We start from the raw sequence: 21,474 nt of genomic DNA, 5'->3' as shown, positions 1-21,474 counted from the left end.
GATATTCCGAAATCTTTCTTTTTTCTTATATGTGATTCTTAGCAATTTTGATGTTAATTAATTTTGACCATCCTGATCAGTATTCAGCTAATCTGACATTAGCATTAATTATAATCTGACATTAGCACTAATTATATACTTTGAGAAACTCTGAAATAAATCCTGTTACGCTTACAGGTCGCTTCTTCATATATAATCCTGCCTGTAAAGAACAGCATGCTCCGGCTCTCCTGCTGCTTAATATCTTTTGCGCTGAGAACCTGTCGTGTATAGGATATGGATACTATATTATAATGTTTGTGTAAATGGGTATAAGAATTGAAGCGTTAGGAACGGCAGAAAAAGCTTGCTGGCAGATGCCAGAAAAATACCTTAGCAGGTATTCGGTAGAAAGTGATATATTTTATCTGTAAGATGAAAGGGTAAAGCAGTTGGAAAAAGGTGACGCAATGAAATATGCCATACTTATAGGAGACGGAATGGCGGATTACCCGATAGAGAAACTGGGTGGCAGGACTATTCTACAGTCAGCTCGAACACCTGCGATGGATTCCATTGCCGCGCGCGGGAAAACCGGACTTGCACAGACCGTACCCGATGGTTTTCCTCCCGGAAGCGATGTTGCAAATATGTCAATTCTCGGGTACGATCCGGCAGTCTATTACTCAGGAAGGGCTCCTCTGGAAGCTGCGAGCATGGGAGTGGCTCTTGCAGCTGATGATGTGGCTTTCAGGTGCAATCTTATTACCATAGAAAATGGGGCTATAAAAGACTACAGTGCAGGGCATATAAGCAGTGATGAAGCAAAGATCCTGATCGACACACTTGATTCCGAACTCAGAACCGATAAAGTCAGGTTCTATCCGGGCATAAGTTACAGGCACCTTATTGTTGCCGGGAATAACCTGGGAGCAGAAACGGAATGTACGCCTCCGCATGATATCACAGGAGAAAGAAAGGATAGTTATCTTCCCAGAGGAAAAGACGGAGATTTTTTTTCAGGACTGATTGAGGTATCTACGGTTGTTCTGGAACTGCACCCTGTTAACCTGAAAAGAGCACAGGAAGGTAAAAATCCGGCAAATTCCATCTGGGTCTGGGGACAGGGACATGCTCCAAAATTCAAATCTTTTCAGGAACTTTACGGGAAAAAAGGAGCTATTATTTCAGCAGTGGATTTGCTCAAGGGCATTGGAATCTATGCAGGGCTGGATGTAATTGAAGTTCCTGGGGCAACCGGTTATCTGGATACCAATTATGAAGGAAAAGCCAGTGCAGCTATTGAAGCCCTGAAAAACAGGGATCTTGTCTTCGTTCACGTTGAAGCTCCAGACGAGGCAGGGCATGAAGGAAACATTGATAAAAAACTACAGGCAATTGAAGACTTTGATAGCCGGATAGTTGGTCCTATTCTCAAACATGCCGAAGCTTCAGATGAACCGTTTACGATTCTCGTACTGCCCGACCATCCGACTCCAGTTTCAATAAAGACCCATACAAGGGACCCTATCCCGTTTGCGGTTTACACAACTGATAAAGCTGATCCGGATGGGGTGGAAACCTTTGATGAGGAATCGGTCAAAAATGGTTCAATGGGTCTGGTAAAAGCCTCAGACCTGATAAAAATGCTTGTAAAAGGTTAAAAACCCTTTATTCAGGCGCTTTGTAATATTTGTTACTGGTTTTCAGACCTGAAGTCTTTCAATTTCTCTGGAAATTCCGCTTAACCCGGGGTTTTCGGAGATTTTTTCTTGATTTTTTTCTATTATTTTTTATTCAATCTTATTTAATTTCATTTAATTTCATTCAATCTTATTTAATTTCATTTAATTTCATTTAATTTTATTTTTCAGGTTCTTCTTTTTCCATACATTTTGGTGAAATTATCTAAGAAAACGTATATATCCTTTCTCAATATATTCAAAATAGCATTACATATCTGCATTATTTTTTTACTCAAGGGGGAATATAAGATGAAATGGCCTGCTAAAAGATCATTTTCAGGACCCGCCCGCTGGGATCCTTTTGAAGAGATCAGAAGGACACAGGAGCGTCTGAACCAGCTGTTTGAAGACTTCATGCCAATGGAAGAATGGGGGGGCGGAAAAGTATACACTCCAGCCATTGACATAAAGGAGGAAGAAGACAAACTCCTGGTCACCACAGACCTGCCAGGGATTAATAAAGAAGACGTTGAGGTTAATCTCAAAGAAGATATGCTTGAGATCAGCGCAAAATCCGGCAGGGAAAAGGAATCCGAAGAAGAAGGATACCTGCGCAGGGAAAGAGCATATACACAATTTTACCGTGCTGTCCGCCTGCCTGCCAATGTCAAAGAGGAAGGCTCTACTGCAAAAATGGAAAACGGTGTCCTGACAATTTCGCTTCCAAAAGCGAAAATTGAAGAGCCGAAAAAGAAGATCGAAATTGAGTGACCATTCCGAAAAAGGAAGGTAAACTCTAATATAAGACAAAATAAGAGACAAATTCAGAGGGACTGCGAAAAAACACGCAGCCTTTTACTTTTGTTTCTTTATGGTTGTTCCGCCTGTTATTTTTCTATTTTTTCCAGTTGATTTCTTCTGGTTTTACTTTTCTTATTTTTTGTCTTTTTTCAGGATTTTTTTTCATTGAGGTTCAGGCATAGTGCGGAAAGATGTATTTTATTTCCCTGGGTTTTTCTCCTTCTTCTCCCTCATCTTCATCCGGAAACTCCTTACTCTTCCTGGCTTCGGCTATTGCAACCTCCGGGTGTTTTTTTAAGAATTCTCTTGAATAAGCAGTGGTTTCCTTCGCTGACGATTGGAAGATTGCATCGATCTCTTCTCTGCTGAACTGCCCGTGGTAAAGAAGAAGTTGAGTTATCTTTTCCCGGGTTGCCTGAGGCTCGTTTTCATAGTCCAGGGAATAGTGCAGTTTACTTACAATAATTCTCAAGGCTCGAGGTTTGCCCTGATGACTTTCTTTAAAATCAAAAGGGCTTTTTTCTTTGATTTTCTGTATGATTTCATTCAGGTCGTACTGGCTCATACTTAACACCCCTTAAGAAATTGGTTTGCAAGCTAGATATAAATTATCAATTTGCCTTGAAAGTGGGTGATATTTAAGCAGGATAAGATTGAAAATCGATTAATACAAGCAAAAGAATCGAAAGATAAGGCAATCCGAAAATCAAAATAAACCGAAAATCAAAATAAACCGGAAAACAAAGTGAAAAGTGCGGCATCAGGAAATTGTTCTCATCATCTTTTGCTCAGCTGGGGTAACTCTCATCATCGCCGCAAAACTCTGTATATCGGTGGTCTTATTTATGGTTACTGCCTTTACTGCTGTAAATTATTCGTTTACAGGATTGTTTCCATAATTCGGTGAAATCAACCTGACTCAAAGAACTCAGATTTTATCATTCTAATCAGACCCGACATTACAAATCCTATTCAAAATTTTATTAAAAATCTTATTACTCCATATCTTATCATTTTAAAATCTTGAGGAAGCCTCTTGAAATTTGAAGCCATTGCTGTAGAAAATATTCCCCTTATACAGAAAGGGGACGACCTGCCCTCTCTTATCTGTGAGAGGATTGAACTTCAGGACAGAGACATTGTTATTATTGCCTCAACCATTGTTGCAAAAGCTGAAGGGGAAATCTTCAGGCTCGAAGATATCACCCCCGGAGAACCGGCTCTTGAGGTCGCAGCCCGGACAGGGAAAGATGCACGTTTCATTCAGGCGGTCCTTGCCAGGAGCAGGGAACTCTTTGTTGAGGCGCCTTTTATGCTTGTGACAACCCTTGCAGGGCATACCTGTGTAAATGCAGGAGTCGACGAGTCCAATATTGAACACGGATTTTTGCTCTACCCTCCTGAATATCCGGACGCCAGTGCCTCAAAACTCGGAGAAAAGCTTGAAAGGCTTAGCGGGAAAGAGATAAGTGTCATTATTACGGACACAAACGGAAGAGCTTTCAAGATCGGACAGACCGGAGTTGCTATAGGGATTCACAAAATAAAACCTATCAAACGCTGGATCGGAGAAAAGGACCTTTTCGGCAAAAACCTGGAGATTACAGAAGAAGCAGTTGCTGATGAGCTTGCAGGTGCTGCCAACCTTTTGATGGGAGAAGGGGCAGGTGGGATTCCTGTTGTAATCATTCGCGGGCTTGATTATTACTGCGAAGGGAATACGTCTATAAATGAGACATACCGCCCTGAAGATATGGATATTATCAAAAAAGGGCTTCGTTGCCTGCAGAAAATGAATTGAAAGAAAGATCTGAAATGATCTGAAATGATCTGAATGAAAATGTTTTCGGGACTGCGGTTTTATTCCCCGTTTACATTCTCATTTTTCAGCTCAAAGGGTATATATTCCACTTCCACCCCTGCGCTCCTGAAGAAAACCAGGGAATCGGTATCAGGATAAGGTGTTGAATATACTACTCTTTTGATGTTTGAGTTTATGATCATTTTTGCACACAGGATGCAGGGCTGGTGCGTACAGTAAATGGTTCCTCCGGCAATACTGACCCCATGGATTGCGGCCTGGATAATGGCGTTCTGCTCCGCATGCACTGCCCGGCACTTCTCATGCCGCGTGCCCGAGGGGATCTTTTCAAGGTCCCGGATACACCCCGTCTCAAGGCAGTGCTCCATGCCACTCGGAGCTCCGTTATATCCGGTTGAAAGAATGCGCTTATCCCGGACAATTACTGCTCCTACATTGTTCCGGAGGCAGGTTGCCCGTTTGCCTACCACGAAGGCGATTTCAAGGAAATATTCGTCAAGGGAAGGTCTTTCCGTCATTATTTTTAATGAACAGTAACTGGTATATATAGTTGTAACGTTAGAACTTGTACAACTTTTGACAATAAATTTTAAATGATGAATTAACGCTATATAGAGAAAGAATTGTTTCTCGAGGAATAATTAATATAATGCATAGTATATAGAACTGAAACGGATCAACTTATTTACACTATATGGAATGTGGAACATTTCTTCCCGGAACCATAGTTCGAAAAGGGCTGATAATTTCAAGTTACCAGGCACGTTCCGGACGATAATTCTGGATGGTTCTGGAATGTAAATCTGGACACTTCCGTGTTATGACTCTGAATGTTTTCCGGATTATAGATCCGGATAAAATAAGCTCGGATAATTTCGAAAAAATAGATGCATTCATCCGGAGTATTTAATTATGGCAACAGGTTTGACCGAATTTTTAGATAATTTCGTGAAAAAGCACGATAATCGCCAGTTGCTGGCAATCCCCCTTGCAGTACTTGCAGTTTCTTTAGTTGTACTGCTGGTTTCCTTTGCAAGCAGCGGGTCGCCGGTAACCCTGGGAATGGAGTTCCAGGGCGGTACCCAGATTTCGGTAGAGACAACCGATTCCCCCGCTATGCTTGAAGAAATGTACTCTTCTTATCCCCTCAAGGATGCCCGGCAGGCCGGAAGCAGGGTTATCATACAGTTCGGGGTTATGGATAATGAAGAACAGCGCCAGCTTGAAGAAGATGTAATGGGCCGCTATTCTAACGTGGAAATCAAACAGATAGGACCCGTTTACGGCCAGGAACTGCAGGTTCAGGCTCTTCAGGCAATTATTATATCCTTTATAGGAATGTCCATTGTGGTTTTCCTTATCTTCCGGAGTGTTATACCTTCTTTTGCAGTGGTGCTCTCTGCCTTTTCGGACATTATAATTGCCGCTGCTTTCATGCGGGTTGCAGGGATCGACCTTTCCCTCGGAACGGTTGCAGCTCTTCTGATGCTCATCGGTTATTCCGTAGACAGTGACATTTTGCTAACAAACAGGGTACTCAAGCGCAGGGGTACTGTGGAAGAAAAGGTTTCAAGGGCGATGCAGACAGGGATTACCATGACCACAACAACCCTTGCAGCCCTTGTGGTTATGTATGTGGTTTCAACTTACATTTACCTGATAATTCCATCATTCACACAGATTACCCTGCTTTCGCAAATCTCAATTGTATTGATAGTGGGGCTTGCTGCAGATATTATGAACACCTGGCTTCTCAACACCGGGGTCCTGCGGTGGTATGTGACGAAACCTGAATTCAGAGGGAGGTATAACAGATGAGCGATAAAAAAAGCCTCTTTAAAAATGTAAGAGTTATCATCTTCATACTTGCCATACTTGCCTCAATCGTGGTTATCCACCCAGGTTATAATTCTGAAGAAGGGGTTACCTCTAACCTGAACTACGGGCTTGACCTTGAAGGTGGTTCCTGGCTTCAGATTAAATTGCAGGGAGCTCTCGCCCAGGTAGATGCAGATCCGGGAATGATAGTCAGCCAAATGGTAGAACCTGTCATTGGTGCCCCTATCAAGATCACAGATAGCAATCTGGACGTCGGTGGAGTGAGTTCATCCGAAAGATCCATCACATTCACAACGTCCGTTCCGGTTAGTGCAACACAACTTGAGCTTCTGAATCTTGGCAGTGTAAGCGTTGATAGGCTGAATCAGGAAACGACCCAGGTAACGCTCACTACCAGTAAAGAAGCCCTCATCCAGGCTTACCTCTCACAAGCTTTTGATGCAGAAGTGCTTCCGATCAGTACCGAAGATGGTATTGTCTATGAAATCCGGACTGAAGCTTCAGAAGAAGAGCTCTCAGCCCTTATGGATAAAGTCGGAGGGACAATCCTCAAGAATAAAGACGGGACCTCAACATATACAGAAGGAGTCAGCACCGACACAAGGGACCTGACCAGAGATATCCTGAATGACAAACTTAACTCGCTTGGCTTGAAAGACATTCCTGTCAGGACTGTCGGAGAAGACTATATCCTCATTGATTTTGCAGGCATCGACCTTGCAACGGCAAAGGATATTGCTGAAAAGCCCGGTAAATTTGAAATCCGCATACAGACTACAGGAAATGAAACCCAGCATGTTCTTTACGGAGATTCCATTGTAAGTGTGGGGATTCCGACTTTCCACGATAACCAGTGGCACACTCCATTTACCCTGAATGAAGAAGGAGCCAGGACTCTCCAGAAAGTTGCAATCGAGACCGGGGCTGCTGACAATCCGGAGGCTCACTACCTGAACATGTATCTGGATGAAAACAAGATATACGGAGCTCCCCTCAGTTACTCTGCAGCATCCCGGCTGAAAGAAACTCCCATATATTCCTGGGAGGCTTCCACAGGCACTGATGAGGTAGCCAAGACTGAAGCCGAAACGCTCCAGATTCACCTCAGGGCGGGGGCTCTTCCTGTAAACGTGGTGCTTGTAGGTTCAGGGCACGTTGATGCATCCCTTGGAGAACAGTTCAAAACCGAAGCAGTCATAGCAGGGTTGCTATCCCTGATAGCAGTTGCTGCAGTTGTTTTCCGCAGGTACAGAAGGCCTGAAATCCTGGTGCCAATGGTCGGGACTTCCGTTAGTGAAGTCATTATGATCCTTGGAGTTGCAGCAGCTATCGGCTGGCAGCTTGACCTGGCAGCAATTGCAGGTATAATTGCCGCAATAGGGACAGGCATTGACCACCTTGTGATTATCACAGACGAGGTGCTTTACGAAGGCAAACTTCCACCAACAAAGGTCTTCCTTTCCAGGATCGGAAAAGCCTTCGCAATCATTTTCGGAGCAGCCGCCACAACAATCATTGCCATGTCTCCTCTGGTAGTCATGGGCTTCGGAGCTCTGAAGGGATTTGCCATCACCACTATCATTGGTGTTTTCATTGGTGTGGTTATTGCAAGACCTGTTTACGGTGTGGTTATCAAGGAACTTCTTGAGGCAGATGGAAACGGCACCTCGGAAAGCGAAGGCTTAACTGAGTGAGTGCCTGGGAAAAGATAAAATCCCTGAACAACTGAGTATTCAAAAACTGAAAAGCAAGGTGGATTAATGCAGGATCTCTGGACTCTAAAATACAGGGCAGATGCCCTTGAAGGACTGCTCGGAAACGAACATGCTGTAAGAACGCTTTCCGAACTGGCACAGTCAGGGACCCTGCCCCACCTTATTTTTTACGGCCCTGAAAACTCAGGGAAGACAACGGCTTCTCTTGCCCTTGCCAGACAGCTCTATGGAGATACCTGGAAAAACAACTTTGTATATTTCAATGCCTCGGACTTTTTTGACCAGGGAAAACGTTATCTTGTACGGGACAAACGTTTTGTCCGTATTCTGGGTACAGATGATCCGAAAAAAATCTACAAAAGTGTAATAGATATTTTTAAGGAAATTATTAACGAATATGCCGGGATGGCTTCTATTGATGCTGATTACAAGATAATCTATATCGATAATGCAGAATCCCTTAGCTCAGATGCACAGCACGCTCTCAGGCGGATCATGGAAAAGTACAGTGCAACCTGCAGGTTTATTCTTTCCACTACAAAACCTTCAAAACTCATTTCTCCCCTCCGCTCAAGGGGTCTCCAGGTCTTTTTTGCATATGTTCCGGATTCTCTCCTGGAAACCCATCTTAAGAAAATCACCCTTGCTGAAAAACTGGAACTTTCCAGCGGTGCACTTGAAGCTATCCTTTATCTAGCTAAAGGAAACGTTGCAAGAGCTGTCCAGACTCTCCAGCTTGCTGCCCTCAGGGTAGAGGATGCTGAAATTACGGAAGAAATCGTGTTTGAAGCTACTATGAAAGGCAGGGATGAAACTGTAGATGAACTGCTTGATGCGGCTCTTGCAGGGGACTTTTCCAGAGGGCGCCAGCTCATAGATGAAATAATTATTGAAAAAGGTCTCTCGGGGACCGATATCCTTGAAGGGCTTACCGAAGCTCTTATAGACTCAGGAGAAAACGATGCGGATATTGCTCGCCTTATTGTTAAAATCTCAGAAACCGATGCCAGACTTACAGGTGCTAGCAGTGAGAGAATCCAGCTCGAAAAACTAATTTCTACATTCTCCTGATTTATTTTATAAATCAAACCTTTTGTCTTATTTCCTTTGAATTTGTTTCAAATGTGAAACATCCTCTTTTATAACTTTCCCTCCATTTAATCTTCTTACCAATATGTTATATAAATGATTCCGTCGCATGTTCTATCAAAATGCCAAACTATATATACTATATTCCTTTAATTGAAATCGTATCAGCAAATTATATATAGGATAAGTTTTTATCTTTTATTGTAAATGTCCAGAAACTCATGCTTCTCAGGAGTTTAGGGGTTCGAGTATACTTTCTAAATGAGGTACAGACCTGAGATTTCAGGATACATCTGCGTGGTGTGCTGTATTCTCTATAGAGGGTTCTGAGCCGGTACTCCCTCGAGTAGAAGCTGGATTCGGGTCTTCTGGTATAAATCCACAAAAATCCCTCCATTGCTCCCTGAATAACCCCTCTTTTCAGGGAGATCATACTCATGCGGCAGAATTGAACTACAGTTGCTTTATAATACGAAATATTCTGCCTGATTTAAAAAAAGTATTAATCTGCCTGATTTAAAAAAAGTATTAATCTGCCTGATTTAAAAAAAGTATTAATCTGCCTGATTTCACTTTCAGGCAGACTTCTTATTGAATCTTTTTTGCAATCTCGTTTTGTATTTTCAGTCTCTTTCAGTACTTGTAATGCTTTACCGAGTGATATAGAATCACAACAAAGAAAGCAATTATTACCAGCAAGAAACTGAAGAAGCCTACAGGGTCCCAGACAAAGCCTATCCCTGCTCCGCCTTCCCCCCAGGAAACAAGTACCGCTCCCTGGAGCACCGTGGGGATAACCACGCAGGCGAAGGCCAGGACAAAGATAAATACGATGTCAAAAACCTCTGCAACTAAGCTTTTTTCTGCCATTTTTTCTGCCTCCTCAATCGTAGTACCTGAACTCGAACATGTGGTTCTTTATCGATTTACGCACACTCAGGCAGCCGATTGCCTCGATTACAACCATCAGGCTTATGAAGATCACATAGAGGTAGAAAAAGTTTCCAGCAATCTCCCAGGTTTCGGAAAGAATCCTGTAAAGGACAAATCCTTCCACACCTATCAGCAGGGCAAGCATGCCCATGATAAGGGCGGTGTCTCCGTTCAGTTTGCTGTGGTATTTGCTTTCCAGAGCCGTGTTATTCTTCTCCAACACCAACCACCTCCTTTCCTATCCTCGCAATTTCCGAGCCTTTTGGTGAGGGCCAGCCCATTTCAGTCCAGTTGTTTTCTATGTTTGAATTCTTGTGTCTGTGGCTGAAATAGAAGTACGCAATACCGTAGAACACAAAGGCGAAGATCAGGTTATACTTGTAGCCCCAGAACAGCGTTGAAAGAATCGTAATCGCGATTGCAATTGCAAAGTAGGCGATATACGGCTGAAGAGGGCCCACAAAGGGGCGCACTTTGCTTGTTGTTTCCGGGAAGAGGTTCCTGAAGCGGATCAGGGAGAAGGGGATCAGGACATAACAGAGCAGTCCCGAGATAATGGAGAAGGTAATAACCTGGTCCAGGAATCCGCTAAAGGCAAATCCGATTGCAACAGGCATTGTGAAGATCACAGCCCTGTAGGGAGTGTTGTACCTTGGGTGTACTGCCGAGAACCAGGAAGATACATAGTGGTCCCTGGAAAGTGCAAACCAGGAGCGTGATGAGTCACAAACGCAGCCGTTGGCACTGGCAATACATGTCAGGAATGTCCCAAGTCCCAGGGCAGCAATGAAGAGAAACACACCGCTGTTCTGGGCTGCTTCAAAGAGCGGATACACGGAAACGCCCAGCATATCTGTAGGAATCAGCACTGAACAGAGGTAGAGAGTCATTGCTGCTCCTATGAGCAGGGTGATCATTCCGGCCTGTTGTCCCAGAGGCACTGCCCTTGAAGGGTGTTTGCACTCTTCGGCACACATCGCAGCCCCTTCTATACCCAGATAGAACCACGGCCCGAATTGCAGAGCTGCAAAGAGGCCTATCATGCCGTTTGGCAAAGCCCCCTGGAAAAGGTATTCGGGGTGGATGTCTACTGCACCAAAAGCGGTTGCAAAGAAGAAGATCACTATTGCAATGAAAGCGATCATGGTCAGGAAGAAGTTAAGGGTTAGAGCTGCAACGACGCCCCGGTAATTGATGAAGGTCAAAAGTGCAATAACAAGCAGTGTTACAGGGAAAACCTGCAACTCCGGAAAGATGCTTTGTGCGATGAATGCGACGACAATGGCATCTGCCGCCTCAAGGGCGATATATTCCATGTACACCGCAAGACCTACACTGGCAGCTGCTCCCGGTCCTACAAATAGTCTCGCCCAGTCGTAAGGGCCTCCTGCAAGTTTGGTTGATGATCCGAGTTCACTGGCGCAGAGGGCAATCATGACATACATGGTTCCTGCAACCAGCATGGCAAGCAGGGATCCCAGAACTCCTCCTTTTGCGACGGTGAAGTTCCAGCCCATATATTCCCCGACCAGCACGATCCCGACTCCGAGGGCCCATACATGGAAAGGCCGCAAAGTCTTGACTAAGCTGCCGGATTCATGGTTTTCAGACATGTCGTCTCAGCCCCTTTTTTTCGAAATCTTGCTGGCGTCCAGCAGAACCCAGCCCATCAATCCAAAAGCCAGGAGATATATCAGTCCATTTATAATAGTCCACATATCCATTTTCATATCCCCCTATGTTTTTTTATACACTGATTTTTTGCATTCGGTCACCTATTTGTGAAAAAAAATTTCCGCACGATTCGCTGTGCATATATATAAGGGTTTCGCCTGAGTTTTTAAAAAAAAATTAGCCAGCGAGAAACTCGCTGGCTTTCTGGATCTTTCAATGTAAACTTTCGGCTTAGAATACAAGCCCGAGGTCTTCAAGCTGCTTTCTTGCAGAGTTGTATACCTGGACGTATTCTTCTGTTGGAGTAATGGTCTTTACGTCGTAGCATTCCTGGAAGGTCTTTCCTGCCGGAGCGCTTGCGTAGTTCTTCTCGTAGAGGGGCACGAGTTTGCTGATGATCTTGTTGACCTCGGAAATTTCCATTCCCGCGGTTGCCCTTGCTACTTCTCCCATCATCCTGGCTTCCATACCTGTGGTCTTGTCTGTTACGACACCTTTTGCGGCTGCGACACCTGAGAGAATTTCGCGGCCAGATGCGGTGTCAGTCATGGACTGAGCAGAGGCTTCGAGGAGGCACATCTCGGTACATGGTCCTGCGCAGGGGTAGTACTGGTTTCCGGAGAGGATGTCTGTGAACTCGGAGATGGTTGCGCATGCCCAACCTGCGATTGTGAGGGTTTCCCTTGTGTTGGTGGATCCCCAGCGGATGTGGACAGGCCCGTCAAGGTGCCAGCTTGCGCTGCTCATGACGATGGCGTTGAGGTGAGTTGCAATGTCCACGATGGTGGTCTCTTCGATGCCGCCTGCGTATCCTCCGAAGATTGGCATCTGTTCGTCCATGATGATGTCGCTGTTGCCTTTGTAGTGGGCGATAACTGCGATTGCATCGAGGTCGATCTTGAGTTCGTTGAGCTGGGAGACTTCGTGGCTGTCTGAGGCAATCTGGCCGCCATAGCAGTCAGATGCAATGTTTCCCTGAGCAGACAGGGAAGTCTCTGGGCCCTATATGCCCATGCCGGGTCTGCCGGCCATTGCTGCTGCCTGTTTGATGAGCCTGGTTTCGGTCTTTGCTGCCAGGACTTCATAGGGGCTGCCGGGTATAGGGGCCTTTCCACGGACCGAGGTCATAACACCGTCTACAATGGTGTCTACTTCCTTTTCCAGGGCGTAGCTCATGTGGACAGGCATGAAGACTTCTTCGGAGATCGGGGACCCGGTAGGACCACCCTGGATGATCGGCTTCTTCTTGTCACCGACACTTCTCTTGGAGACACGGACTGAGTCCCTGCCGGTTCCGAGGGTGAATTCCTTCTGGACGTTGTTGATTGCGTCCCAGATTTCGTCTTCAGTGTACTTTACGATCCTGTGGGTGTCTGTACAGTAAATACCACACTCAAGCAGCATCTCAAATCCTGCCTGGAAGAGTTTTCCCATCATGTCCTTGTCTGTTGGGATAAACTCTCCTTTGAAGTCAAGCCCGTACTTCTGCTTGAGCTCCATTGTCTTCATGGGGATCTTCATAAGGTCCCAGTCGTCCTGGGTGCACTTTTCCCCTACTTTTGCCCTGTCGTAAAATTCGTAGCAATCAAATGATTTTCTGAATGTCATGTTCTTCGGCCTCCTCAGGATTATTTCATTACATCAAGTGCAACTTTTGCAGCTTCTGCAGCGTTTTCTGCGGTTGCGTCCGCACCGATTTCCTCGATCCATTTCTTGGATACTGGTGCTCCTCCGAACATGCACTTTACGCTGTCCCTGAGGTTTTCTTCCTTGAGTCTGTCCATGAGGTCTTTCTGGCCGAGCATCGAGGTGGTCATAAGGGCCGAGCCTACAAGGATAACCTTTTTGCCCTTGTGCTTTGCAGCCTCTTCCACAACGGTTTCATTAAGGACATCGGTTCCGAGGTCAAGGATCTCAAACCCGTTTGCTCCGAGCATGGTGGTGACAAGGCGGTGTCCGATGTCGTGGATATCTCCTTCTGCAACAAAGGTGATGGCAAGTCCTGTTTCTTCTCCTTCTTTCCTGGTCTTTTCGAGTTCAGGAGTAAGAACTTCCATTGCATTGTTCATTGCTTTTGCAGACATCATAATCTGGGGCAGGAAAATCTCGGCGGCTTCAAACTTTTCTCCGATGATCTTCATTCCAACGGAAAGGCCCTTTGTAATAATATCAATGGCTGGGATTCCTGCAGCCAGGGCATCCTTGGCTAACTGTGCAGTGCCTGCGATGTTCTGATTTACGATCGCATCGCGTAACTTGTCAAAAATCTCTTGGTTTGCCATTTTTGTTTAAACCTCCATTGAACTCGCTGTTCTGTGCGGTATCGTTGGGGGGTACAATGCCTCGTAGACAACTGATCTTATCGCAAAGCTTTATATACTTGAACACGTGTTTATGCTCAATCATGAGCCCAAGCTACGCTAACCAAAATATGCGTTTGCATGGGGTTCTCATTGATATTGCAAATCCCTTACGCCTTATATTTGAGCCATCAGGCGTGAGGTGATTCCTTTGCGGTATTTTCCTTATTGTCTAAAATCAAAATTATTCACTGTCATTTGCCATTTCTTGCCTGAACAAAGTCCAGACTCTTCGTGAATAATTTCTTTTCTCCTGACATTGTTACCGGGGAATTTATTTGCTGGAGACTGCAAATTTGCTTATTTCCCAGTCGAATTAGCAACTCATATCCCAAATTTCCCAACAGTGTACCTGCTGGAACTGCATGGAATTGTCCTGAGAATTCAGGTACAATTTCCTAGAATAAAAGATGGGAATTATAGTATATAAATAAACACTATATTTCTTTATTATATATCATGATAGAAAATTTTAAGTGAGGATTTTTCAGATTGTAGCGCCCAAAATTTGTACTTTTCGTCTCTTTTCTTTCCTGAAATGCTTACAACGGGACTACAAATAGAAAATTATATATAGTACGTATTTGTTAACCTCCGAATCCGCCTCAATAAATGGGGTCTCTGGCTTTCAAATACATTTAGCAACATATTGTTTCAAAAGAAAACCTTAAATACTGACTCTGGTCCAGCACATGTGAATTGGAGCAGAATTGGGGCAATCTCCCTGAGAATTCGAGGGCTGAATAAGCAAAATGCAACCTTTTTTCAGGTCGAATACAGGTAAATTATTATAAAGTGAAGCTAAAAAAGTGAAGCCGGCTTTGGAGCCGGCATTTCTATTTCTTATTGTTATTTTTAGTCCGGTACTCAAGTTCAGTACTTAAGTCCCGTACTTGTACTCTACTCAGTACTTGTGGTTTTTGGCACACTCAACCATTTTCTGGAGGTTGGCAGTAGGGGTCATGCTTACAATCCCGCATCCTGGGGAGAGTAGTCCGACTCCTGCATCGAGTACCTTCTTTGATGCTGCTGCGATGTCCTCAAGGGTTCCGTTCCAGAGTACGGCTACCGGGTCGAGGTTTCCAACGATGAGTGCGTTTTCCACATTACCTTTTGCGGTTGCGATGTCAACCCTCTGGTCAACACTGATACCTTCCACACCGGTCTTTTCCATGATCGAAAGACCATTGGTGGTGTTTCCGCAGATGTGGAGGACTGTAGCTATGTCGAGTTCCTTCATTGCATCAACGATCTTCTTCTGGTAGGGGAGAGCATACTTTTCGTAGAATTCCCCGCCGATGAGTTCGTAGCTTGCTGTGGGGTCGATGATGGCCAGGGTGTCCATTCCGTTTTCAGCCATAGCTTTTGCGTATGCTATGTTGAAGTCCGAGCAGAAGTCAAGGAGTGCGGGAACAACTTCTTCTCCGGTGAAAAGGTTTCCGAACCAGGCGTCTCCATTGAGGTGCTGGGCAAGGGAGAAGGGGCCGATCATAGAGCCGATAATCGGAAGTTCTTTTCCGTATTTTTCGGAAAGGATCTTGACGGCTTGGAGGACCTGTCCAATTCTGCCTTCATTCAGGTTGTAGTCCCTGAGCTTGTCCATGTCTTCCAGGTTCTTGACAACGTGTTTGATCACAGACGGCTGCTGCTTCAGGTCGCCAGCCTTTATTCCGCAGCCAAAAAGTTCTGCTTCAGCTGTGATGTCGAAGGGGACTCTCACGGCTTCAAAACCAATTACTGTGTGTCCTGCTTCTGCAAGGGTTGCCATTTTTGTTGCATCTGCATGGGCTTCGGGCCAGAAGGCTCCGCAGGCTTCCATCTGTTCGACAGTTCCGGTCTGGGTGAAACAAACTGCGGGCATCCTGTCCACTGGCTGTTTCCTTAATGCACGGTATAATCTTTCTTTTGGTGTGTATTCTGTCATCTATAATCCCTCTCTAAGTTATATAGACAGCGCTAATTATCAAAAAGCCTACTATATATAAATATGTATTATTATCTCTTAATTAAATATTATATTATAAAAAGTTATCAATTAAAACGTCATTACTAGATGGAAATTCCTTCAAAACAACTAAATTTGTTTTATTTCTCTGTCCTTGGGGAAACTTTAATGTATAATAGAGGCTCGTGGATTTAATTAAGGTTAACTTCTCTAAAGTATGGCCAGGTTTAAAATTCCTTCACCAATCTCAAACTAAAAGGTGAACCACGAAAAGCATAGAAAGCACGGAATGGCTGTACAAGTATCTTTTTGAGTAGTCCTCTTGAGCGAAAGCGAAAAGGACCGCGTACTGTTGCACTTGCAGTGCAACTCCCAGAAAATCTCCGATTTCCTGAAATCCCAATGCGCAATTCAGGCGAGGCGCAATTCGGGATAGCAATAGCTTATATATTGAATAAGTTATAAAAATATTGTATTCTCTTCCCTTTATCGAATTAGAAGAAGCTAATCTTTATATCCCATTCTTTAACGGGGCATTCCATGGTGCCGGATGCCTCAAGATGATGCATAATTCAGGAGGATCTACAAAATGTACGGAATAGCACTTGACCTGGGTACCAGCGGTTTTAGAGCCCAGCTTATTGATCTTGAAACGAATGAAACCTTAAAAACAGTCATAACCATGGGTCATCCTCTCCCCGGAGGAAATGTCATGGACCACCTGGATTTTGCAATCACAACAGGTGAGGATGTGGCTCATGGAGTAATTATCGAAACCATCAGGAGAATGTTCCTGAAATTCGATGCAGACCTTTCGAAAGTAGAAAGACTTGCAGTTTGCGGCAACCCTATCCAGCTTTCCCTTTTCCAGAACATAGAAATCAGGGATCTGGCATACGCAGGGGAAAACAAGCAGAAAATGCTCGGAGTCCAGAATGTAAAGAGAGATGCCCGCGTGTTTCCAGCCTCCGAGCTTTTCGGGGATACGGATTTGCCTAACTGTGAAGTCATCGTGCCCCCCGCAATCAGGCATGAGATCGGAGCCGATGCCCTTGCCATGATGCTGGAAACTGATTTCCTTATCCAGACCGAACCTGCATTGGTTACCGATTACGGGACAAACGCCGAAATGGCTTTGAAGGTCGGGGATAGGATTATCACGGCAAGCGCTGCCGCAGGCCCTGCCATTGAAGGGCAGGGTATAAGTTCCGGAATGCTTGCGAGCCCAGGGGCAATCTGTGACGTGAAACCTGAGGGTGAGTACTGGAAAATTATAGTCCTTGATAAGGAGATGGAAAAGCAGGACGCTTACCTTATCAGTCCGGTCACTGGTGAGATTAAGGAGTCCTATGGGGTTGAGGCCGTGGGCATCACAGGTACCGGAGTCATCTCGGCTTTTTCCCTGGCCATGAGAAGCGGGCTGATTACAAAATCTCCTAAATTACCCAACGGGAAGCTGATTCTTGGCCCTGGAATTGAAATCACTGAAAAGGACGTGGAAGAAGCCGGAAAAGCCATAGGGGCGATCCGTGCAGCTCACATGACCCTTATCGTAGAGTCCGGAATAAAGTATGAAGACCTTGAGTATGCATACATGTCAGGGGCTTCCGGAGCTTATGTAGACGCTGAAGCTGCCCGCAGGCTCGGAGCCGCACCGGGTTATGCCAAAAAAATCGTGCAGTTCGGAAACACCTCGCTTGCCCTTGCAAGGGAACTTGTACTGAACAGGTCCAGGCTGGATGATGTTATCGAGATTGCAAAAAAGATCACTGCCGACCACCTCATGATGGCAACCAGCGAGACCTTCAATAACTTCTATCTCTGCGAACTCTCCTACTGGACCCAGGGTATGCCCCTCGAAATGTACGACCAGATGCTCGAACTCTACGGTCTGCCCAAACTCCCGAAAACCCTCGAACACGCTGACATCGAAAAGCGGGTTAGTAAGGATATAGAGCAGGTAGGAGTCGGCGGGCTTGCCATCCTCAAAGAAATAGGCATAATCCTCGAAGTCCCTGTAGAGAAGTGCATCTACTGCAAGAAATGCGTAAAAGAATGCCCTGAAGACGCCCTCGAAATCGTCGAAACCGACGGCAAAAGAATCGCAAAATACGACAGCCAGAAATGCCTCGGCACAAGTTGCCGCCGTTGTGTCAGCGTCTGCCCTGAAGACGCCATCGACATCACTAAACTCCGCATCACCGGAGCAAAGTAAGTTGTGGGATTTATTTTCCCACTTTTTCCTTTACTTTTAGTCCTCTTGAGCGTAGCGAAAAGGACCGCGGGCTCCCGACTCGCAATTCGGGTGTGTCAGCGTCTGCCCTGAAGACGCAATCGACATCACCAAACTCCGCATCACCGGAGCAAAGTAAGATTCGTGGGATTTATTATTTTCCCACTTTTTTCTTTAACTTTCAGTCCTCTTGAGCGTAGCGAAAAGGACCGCGGGCTCCCGACTCGCAATTCGGGTGTGTCAGCGTTTGCCCTGAAGACGCAATCGACATCACTAAACTCCGCATCACCGGAGCAAAGTAAGTTGTGGGATTTATTTTTCCCACTCTTTTCCTTTAACTTTTTTACAGGATAGAATACAGCATAGATGCCGTTCCTATCCCGAGAGGTTCCATTACAAGTTCCACATCATATTTCTGTTGAAGTTCCGCCGAAATCGCACAGGGAATTCCCGGGGTAGAAATTATGCATTTCTCCGAAAGCACGGCTTCGGGGATCGTATCTGCACAGGGGGTAGCTTCGAAAATAATGGAGAACTTTCTTGGAGTTTCGGGGTCGAAGGAAGTAATCCCAAGTTTGGAGATGGCTTTATTAAGGAGGTTTTTGTCAGCGTCGTATCCGTAAACATTGAACCCTTTATGCACAAGGTGTGCAGCTCCCGGAAAACCGACTTTTCCCAGGCCCACAACAAGCACGTCTCTTGAATCAGCTTTCGTGTAAAGGGACGCAATCTCCGCATAAATCATGCCTGTGCAGGGCTGATTGTTTGCGATTTTTCCGTTTGTAAGGTTATGGGCAAGGAAGGTGTGGTCATCTGCCATCAGGATAATCTCTGCGCCGTTTTGCACCGCCTCATAGTAGCCGCTTACGTCGGGCATTTCCGTGACAAAACTATCAAATCCGAAATACTCTACAATTGCATGCAGAGATGCCGAGAAATTTCCTATGATCCCATTTCCCGAGGTCACGGGCACAATACCTACGGTTTCAAAACCCGAGGTTGTGCCGTAGAGGGCTTTACAAACTCCTTTTATGTCAAGCCCTGTAACTCTCCTGACAGCAGAATCAGCTTCCTGGAGCTGTCTTTTAATGTTATCCAGGTCTTCTGGGGTTAAAAGTGCCATTTTTATATCTCCCTTTTCTGTTTTTGAAAAACTCTTCTCTTTTACACAGCCGCTCCGAAGCGGTCTCTCAGTATCAAAAGCCCTGTTCTCTTTTTTGTTTCAGCTTCTTCCTTATCCTTGCCCCAGAAGACCAGGGTGAATACAGGGTCCTCTCCTTTGCACAGGAAAATCTCAATGCCAGGCTCTTCATAATATTTTCCGTAATCACTGCCCATGGAAAGTACCTGTTCTCCCACAGGGACAAAGGCTCCATTTTCTGCAAGCATGACATGTTCGTAAATGCAGTATCTGTCTTCAGGAAGGGTTTTGATCTCTTCAACACCCTCTGCAAAGGCGTGGAACAGGAGTTCTATGAGGTTAACCCCTGAAGAATAATAAACCGCAGTTGGGGTCTGGCTCGGGAATCGGGCATCTATTTCGATTACTTTCAGCCCCCGGGGGCCGGAGATTGCTTCCACATCCATAATCCCTTTTAAGGACAGGTTTGCTGCAAGGGAATAGGATATCTCCCTGAAGGAAGGGTCAGCAGGAAGAGGGGTTACCATATGACAGTCATAGGTCCCGTCAATATGGATCAGGGTTTCCTTTACAACGGCAAAATGGGTTCCGTCTCCTATAACTTCAAGGGACACCACTTCCCCTTCCACATACTCTTCGATCAGCATGCCCGGCTCAAGCTCTCCAAGCTCCTCTTTATCATAGATGATCCTGGCTCCCACACTGCTGCTTTCACAGGGAGGTTTTACAAAATAAGGCGGCTCCGATGGTTTGTCCTGGGGGGTCGGGACTCCTATGGACGCAAAGTAGTCTTTTGATTTTTTCTTATCCCTGCTGATCCAGTAAGCCTCAAAATCAAAGAGTACCGGGCAGGAGAATTCCTCTTTTATGGAACTCAGGAACTCTATACATTCAAGGTTTTCATTTACCGGTAATATAGCGTCAACACTTTTTGAGATCTCTAAGAGTTTTTCCGGTTCATTTATTACGTTAAAACAGTGGAACTCATCAGCGTAATTCCTTATAAGGGCCTGTGGGTTTTTATCTATCACAACTACTTTCATTCCGGCTTTCTTAGAGAGGTACGCAGCTTCAAAGCCCTGGAGCTTTCCCCCTACAAGACAGATCGTTTTCATTCTAGTACCCCAGGACTTTCTCGAAATCAGCCTGAAGGGCAGGTTCCATCCCCATTGTTTCAAGCCGCTTGATTACGCTTTTTATGTCTCTGTCCCGTTCTTCAAGGTCGCGGTCATAGTTGGCAACACCTTCTAACCTTGAATCTGAGGGAAGGATGGAGGTAACAATGTTTGCCCCCGCGTTTAAGCGGTGAACCATGCCATCGATACCTTCCAGGTCAAGGGAAGCCGGTATCAAGCATTTCGGGAACAAAAGCCTCAGAATTGCAATTATTTTTAGTTCCGAAAGGTTTGAGTTCTCTTTGAAATCTTCAAGCGGAGTCCCTTCCTGGGGCAGGAATGTCATAACTCTGACCATATCGGGGTCGTTTGCTTTCATTCCCCTTAGGGACTTTATTGTCGACTCAACATCGTTTCCAACACCTGTGAGAATCCCGTCTTCTACACAGTACCCCTGTTCCTTTGCAAAACGGCGAGCGTTAAATCGTCCTTCGAATGACTGCCCTACCCGGAGTTTTTCGTAGAGGTCGCGGTCATAGGTTTCCTGGTAAAGGGCAAAGAAGTTTGCTCCTTCTTCCCTGGCTTTGAGAAGGGTTGTGTTGTCCATCACTCCAGGAGAAATCATTATTGGTAGACCAAGTTCCTCCTTAACTATCCTGACAAGTTCCACGAAGCGGTCTGGCTCATCATAGTAATATGGGTCTTCTCCCATGGTAAGGTCAATCATGTGGAAACCTGCACCTTTTAAGGTTTTGCAGGTCTCTTTGATTTCCTCTCTGGTCAGGCGATAACGGTTGATTTCGTTTTTGCAGTTATAGTAACAAAAAGCGCACTGGTTCTTACAGTAAGTGGAGAAATAGATAAAGCAGTTAAGAAACACCCTGTTGCCGAAATAATAGTTTCTGACCTTTCGAGCCACATAGTACAGCTTTTCCAGCTCTTCTTCGGATTCAAGAGAGAGAAGAGCCCTCAGGTCATCGTCAGATAAGTGAAAGCCTTCAATAATTTTCTCCCCGAAACTGTCAAGTTCGTTGGTTGCCATTTTTTGGATCAATATTTCACCCTCTCATAGATTTACGGATATTCTTTCAGATCTTTTTCATTTCAGGTCCTTTCGGGCCAGTTTGCCATTTTAAGATCTTT

General features: G+C 45.2%; 17 protein-coding genes and 1 pseudogene. 7 read left to right on the top strand and 11 right to left on the bottom strand.

Translation table 11 applies throughout. From position 1 onward, the window contains the following. The first annotated feature begins 449 nt into the window (after window positions 1-449). Together EO92_RS05125 and EO92_RS05120 are read left to right on the top strand one after the other, a co-directional pair. Window positions 450-1,643 (top strand): cofactor-independent phosphoglycerate mutase, encoded by a 1,194-nt coding sequence (locus EO92_RS05125; RefSeq protein ID WP_048169838.1) that lies wholly within the window; start codon window positions 450-452, stop codon window positions 1,641-1,643. Window positions 1,644-1,973: 330 nt separating this feature from the next. Beyond that, window positions 1,974-2,435: an Hsp20/alpha crystallin family protein gene (locus tag EO92_RS05120; protein ID WP_048132046.1), complete on the top strand. Its 462-nt coding sequence runs from the start codon at window positions 1,974-1,976 to the stop codon at window positions 2,433-2,435. A 202-nt stretch (window positions 2,436-2,637) separates the two neighbouring features. On the opposite strand, the gene EO92_RS05115 is transcribed toward EO92_RS05120, so the two are convergent. After that, a complete protein-coding gene (locus tag EO92_RS05115; RefSeq protein WP_235283195.1) occupies window positions 2,638-3,030 on the bottom strand; it encodes a hypothetical protein in 393 nt (130 codons plus the stop codon). A 471-nt stretch (window positions 3,031-3,501) separates the two neighbouring features. Here EO92_RS05115 and EO92_RS05110 point away from each other — a divergent pair, with 471 nt between their 5' ends. Further along, complete coding sequence (locus EO92_RS05110) at window positions 3,502-4,266, top strand: coenzyme F420-0:L-glutamate ligase (RefSeq protein WP_048169781.1); 765 nt, start codon at window positions 3,502-3,504, stop codon at window positions 4,264-4,266. 59 nt (window positions 4,267-4,325) lie between these two features. Here EO92_RS05110 and EO92_RS05105 read toward each other — a convergent pair whose 3' ends face one another. After that, window positions 4,326-4,805, bottom strand: coding sequence for a cytidine/deoxycytidylate deaminase family protein (locus EO92_RS05105; protein ID WP_048160477.1), 480 nt, complete (start codon window positions 4,803-4,805; stop codon window positions 4,326-4,328). A gap of 394 nt (window positions 4,806-5,199) precedes the next feature. On the opposite strand from EO92_RS05105, the gene EO92_RS05100 reads away from it, so the two are divergent. The 3 genes from EO92_RS05100 (at window position 5,200) to EO92_RS05090 (ending at window position 8,912) form a co-directional block, all read left to right on the top strand. Next, on the top strand, window positions 5,200-6,105 hold the full coding sequence (locus EO92_RS05100; protein WP_048132054.1) for a protein translocase subunit SecF: 906 nt from the start codon (window positions 5,200-5,202) through the stop codon (window positions 6,103-6,105). Further along, a complete protein-coding gene (locus EO92_RS05095; protein ID WP_048169779.1) occupies window positions 6,102-7,820 on the top strand; it encodes a preprotein translocase subunit SecD in 1,719 nt (572 codons plus the stop codon). Before EO92_RS05100 ends, EO92_RS05095 begins: the two co-directional genes overlap by 4 nt. Before the next feature lie 66 nt (window positions 7,821-7,886). After that, on the top strand, window positions 7,887-8,912 hold the full coding sequence (locus EO92_RS05090) for an AAA family ATPase (RefSeq protein ID WP_048169777.1): 1,026 nt from the start codon (window positions 7,887-7,889) through the stop codon (window positions 8,910-8,912). 651 nt (window positions 8,913-9,563) lie between these two features. Here EO92_RS05090 and EO92_RS05085 read toward each other — a convergent pair. The 6 genes and pseudogenes from EO92_RS05085 to mtbA all read right to left on the bottom strand — a co-directional run bounded on the left by EO92_RS05085 (window position 9,564) and on the right by mtbA (window position 15,821). After that, window positions 9,564-9,800, bottom strand: coding sequence for an efflux RND transporter permease subunit (locus tag EO92_RS05085; RefSeq protein ID WP_048128719.1), 237 nt, complete (start codon window positions 9,798-9,800; stop codon window positions 9,564-9,566). 13 nt (window positions 9,801-9,813) lie between these two features. Then, window positions 9,814-10,086, bottom strand: a complete 273-nt coding sequence (locus EO92_RS05080; protein ID WP_235283194.1) for a monomethylamine permease — start codon at window positions 10,084-10,086, stop codon at window positions 9,814-9,816. Beyond that, window positions 10,070-11,476: an APC family permease gene (locus EO92_RS05075; RefSeq protein ID WP_048169774.1), complete on the bottom strand. Its 1,407-nt coding sequence runs from the start codon at window positions 11,474-11,476 to the stop codon at window positions 10,070-10,072. Before EO92_RS05075 ends, EO92_RS05080 begins: the two co-directional genes overlap by 17 nt. A 292-nt stretch (window positions 11,477-11,768) precedes the next feature. Beyond that, a pseudogene (locus tag EO92_RS17520) lies at window positions 11,769-13,145 on the bottom strand (monomethylamine:corrinoid methyltransferase). 20 nt (window positions 13,146-13,165) lie between these two features. Then, the gene (locus tag EO92_RS05060) at window positions 13,166-13,819 is read right to left on the bottom strand and encodes a methyltransferase cognate corrinoid protein (protein ID WP_048169770.1); all 654 of its coding nucleotides are present in this window, start codon (window positions 13,817-13,819) and stop codon (window positions 13,166-13,168) included. A gap of 982 nt (window positions 13,820-14,801) precedes the next feature. Next, the gene (gene mtbA, locus EO92_RS05055; protein WP_048169768.1) at window positions 14,802-15,821 is read right to left on the bottom strand and encodes a methylcobamide:CoM methyltransferase MtbA; all 1,020 of its coding nucleotides are present in this window, start codon (window positions 15,819-15,821) and stop codon (window positions 14,802-14,804) included. A gap of 610 nt (window positions 15,822-16,431) precedes the next feature. Between mtbA and EO92_RS05050 the strand changes: the two genes are divergently transcribed. Then, complete coding sequence (locus tag EO92_RS05050; RefSeq protein WP_048169767.1) at window positions 16,432-18,057, top strand: methylamine methyltransferase corrinoid protein reductive activase; 1,626 nt, start codon at window positions 16,432-16,434, stop codon at window positions 18,055-18,057. A 361-nt stretch (window positions 18,058-18,418) separates the two neighbouring features. Here the strand turns inward: EO92_RS05050 and pylD are convergent, their stop codons facing one another. The 3 genes from pylD to pylB are packed head-to-tail and all read right to left on the bottom strand — an operon-like array spanning window position 18,419 to window position 21,385. Further along, the gene (gene pylD, locus EO92_RS05045) at window positions 18,419-19,198 is read right to left on the bottom strand and encodes a 3-methylornithyl-N6-L-lysine dehydrogenase PylD (protein WP_048134870.1); all 780 of its coding nucleotides are present in this window, start codon (window positions 19,196-19,198) and stop codon (window positions 18,419-18,421) included. Between the two features lie 41 nt (window positions 19,199-19,239). Beyond that, a complete protein-coding gene (pylC, locus tag EO92_RS05040) occupies window positions 19,240-20,331 on the bottom strand; it encodes a 3-methylornithine--L-lysine ligase PylC (protein WP_048169765.1) in 1,092 nt (363 codons plus the stop codon). A 1-nt stretch (window position 20,332) separates the two neighbouring features. Continuing rightward, complete coding sequence (pylB, locus tag EO92_RS05035; RefSeq protein WP_048169764.1) at window positions 20,333-21,385, bottom strand: methylornithine synthase PylB; 1,053 nt, start codon at window positions 21,383-21,385, stop codon at window positions 20,333-20,335. Between the last annotated feature and the right edge of the window lie 89 nt (window positions 21,386-21,474).

Source organism: Methanosarcina sp. 2.H.A.1B.4, assembly GCF_000979385.1.
Classification (GTDB): domain Archaea; phylum Halobacteriota; class Methanosarcinia; order Methanosarcinales; family Methanosarcinaceae; genus Methanosarcina.
This window is presented reverse-complemented; position numbering and strand designations above follow the sequence as displayed.

Coding starts and splice junctions, on each gene's coding strand:
- EO92_RS05125 (WP_048169838.1), top strand. CDS start 450: ATGAAATATGCCATACTTATAGGAGACGGAATGGCGGATTACCCGATA.
- EO92_RS05120 (WP_048132046.1), top strand. CDS start 1,974: ATGAAATGGCCTGCTAAAAGATCATTTTCAGGACCCGCCCGCTGGGAT.
- EO92_RS05115 (WP_235283195.1), bottom strand. CDS start 3,030: ATGAGCCAGTACGACCTGAATGAAATCATACAGAAAATCAAAGAAAAA.
- EO92_RS05105 (WP_048160477.1), bottom strand. CDS start 4,805: ATGACGGAAAGACCTTCCCTTGACGAATATTTCCTTGAAATCGCCTTC.
- EO92_RS05100 (WP_048132054.1), top strand. CDS start 5,200: ATGGCAACAGGTTTGACCGAATTTTTAGATAATTTCGTGAAAAAGCAC.
- EO92_RS05095 (WP_048169779.1), top strand. CDS start 6,102: ATGAGCGATAAAAAAAGCCTCTTTAAAAATGTAAGAGTTATCATCTTC.
- EO92_RS05090 (WP_048169777.1), top strand. CDS start 7,887: ATGCAGGATCTCTGGACTCTAAAATACAGGGCAGATGCCCTTGAAGGA.
- EO92_RS05085 (WP_048128719.1), bottom strand. CDS start 9,800: ATGGCAGAAAAAAGCTTAGTTGCAGAGGTTTTTGACATCGTATTTATC.
- EO92_RS05075 (WP_048169774.1), bottom strand. CDS start 11,476: ATGTCTGAAAACCATGAATCCGGCAGCTTAGTCAAGACTTTGCGGCCT.
- EO92_RS05060 (WP_048169770.1), bottom strand. CDS start 13,819: ATGGCAAACCAAGAGATTTTTGACAAGTTACGCGATGCGATCGTAAAT.
- mtbA (WP_048169768.1), bottom strand. CDS start 15,821: ATGACAGAATACACACCAAAAGAAAGATTATACCGTGCATTAAGGAAA.
- EO92_RS05050 (WP_048169767.1), top strand. CDS start 16,432: ATGTACGGAATAGCACTTGACCTGGGTACCAGCGGTTTTAGAGCCCAG.
- pylD (WP_048134870.1), bottom strand. CDS start 19,198: ATGGCACTTTTAACCCCAGAAGACCTGGATAACATTAAAAGACAGCTC.
- pylC (WP_048169765.1), bottom strand. CDS start 20,331: ATGAAAACGATCTGTCTTGTAGGGGGAAAGCTCCAGGGCTTTGAAGCT.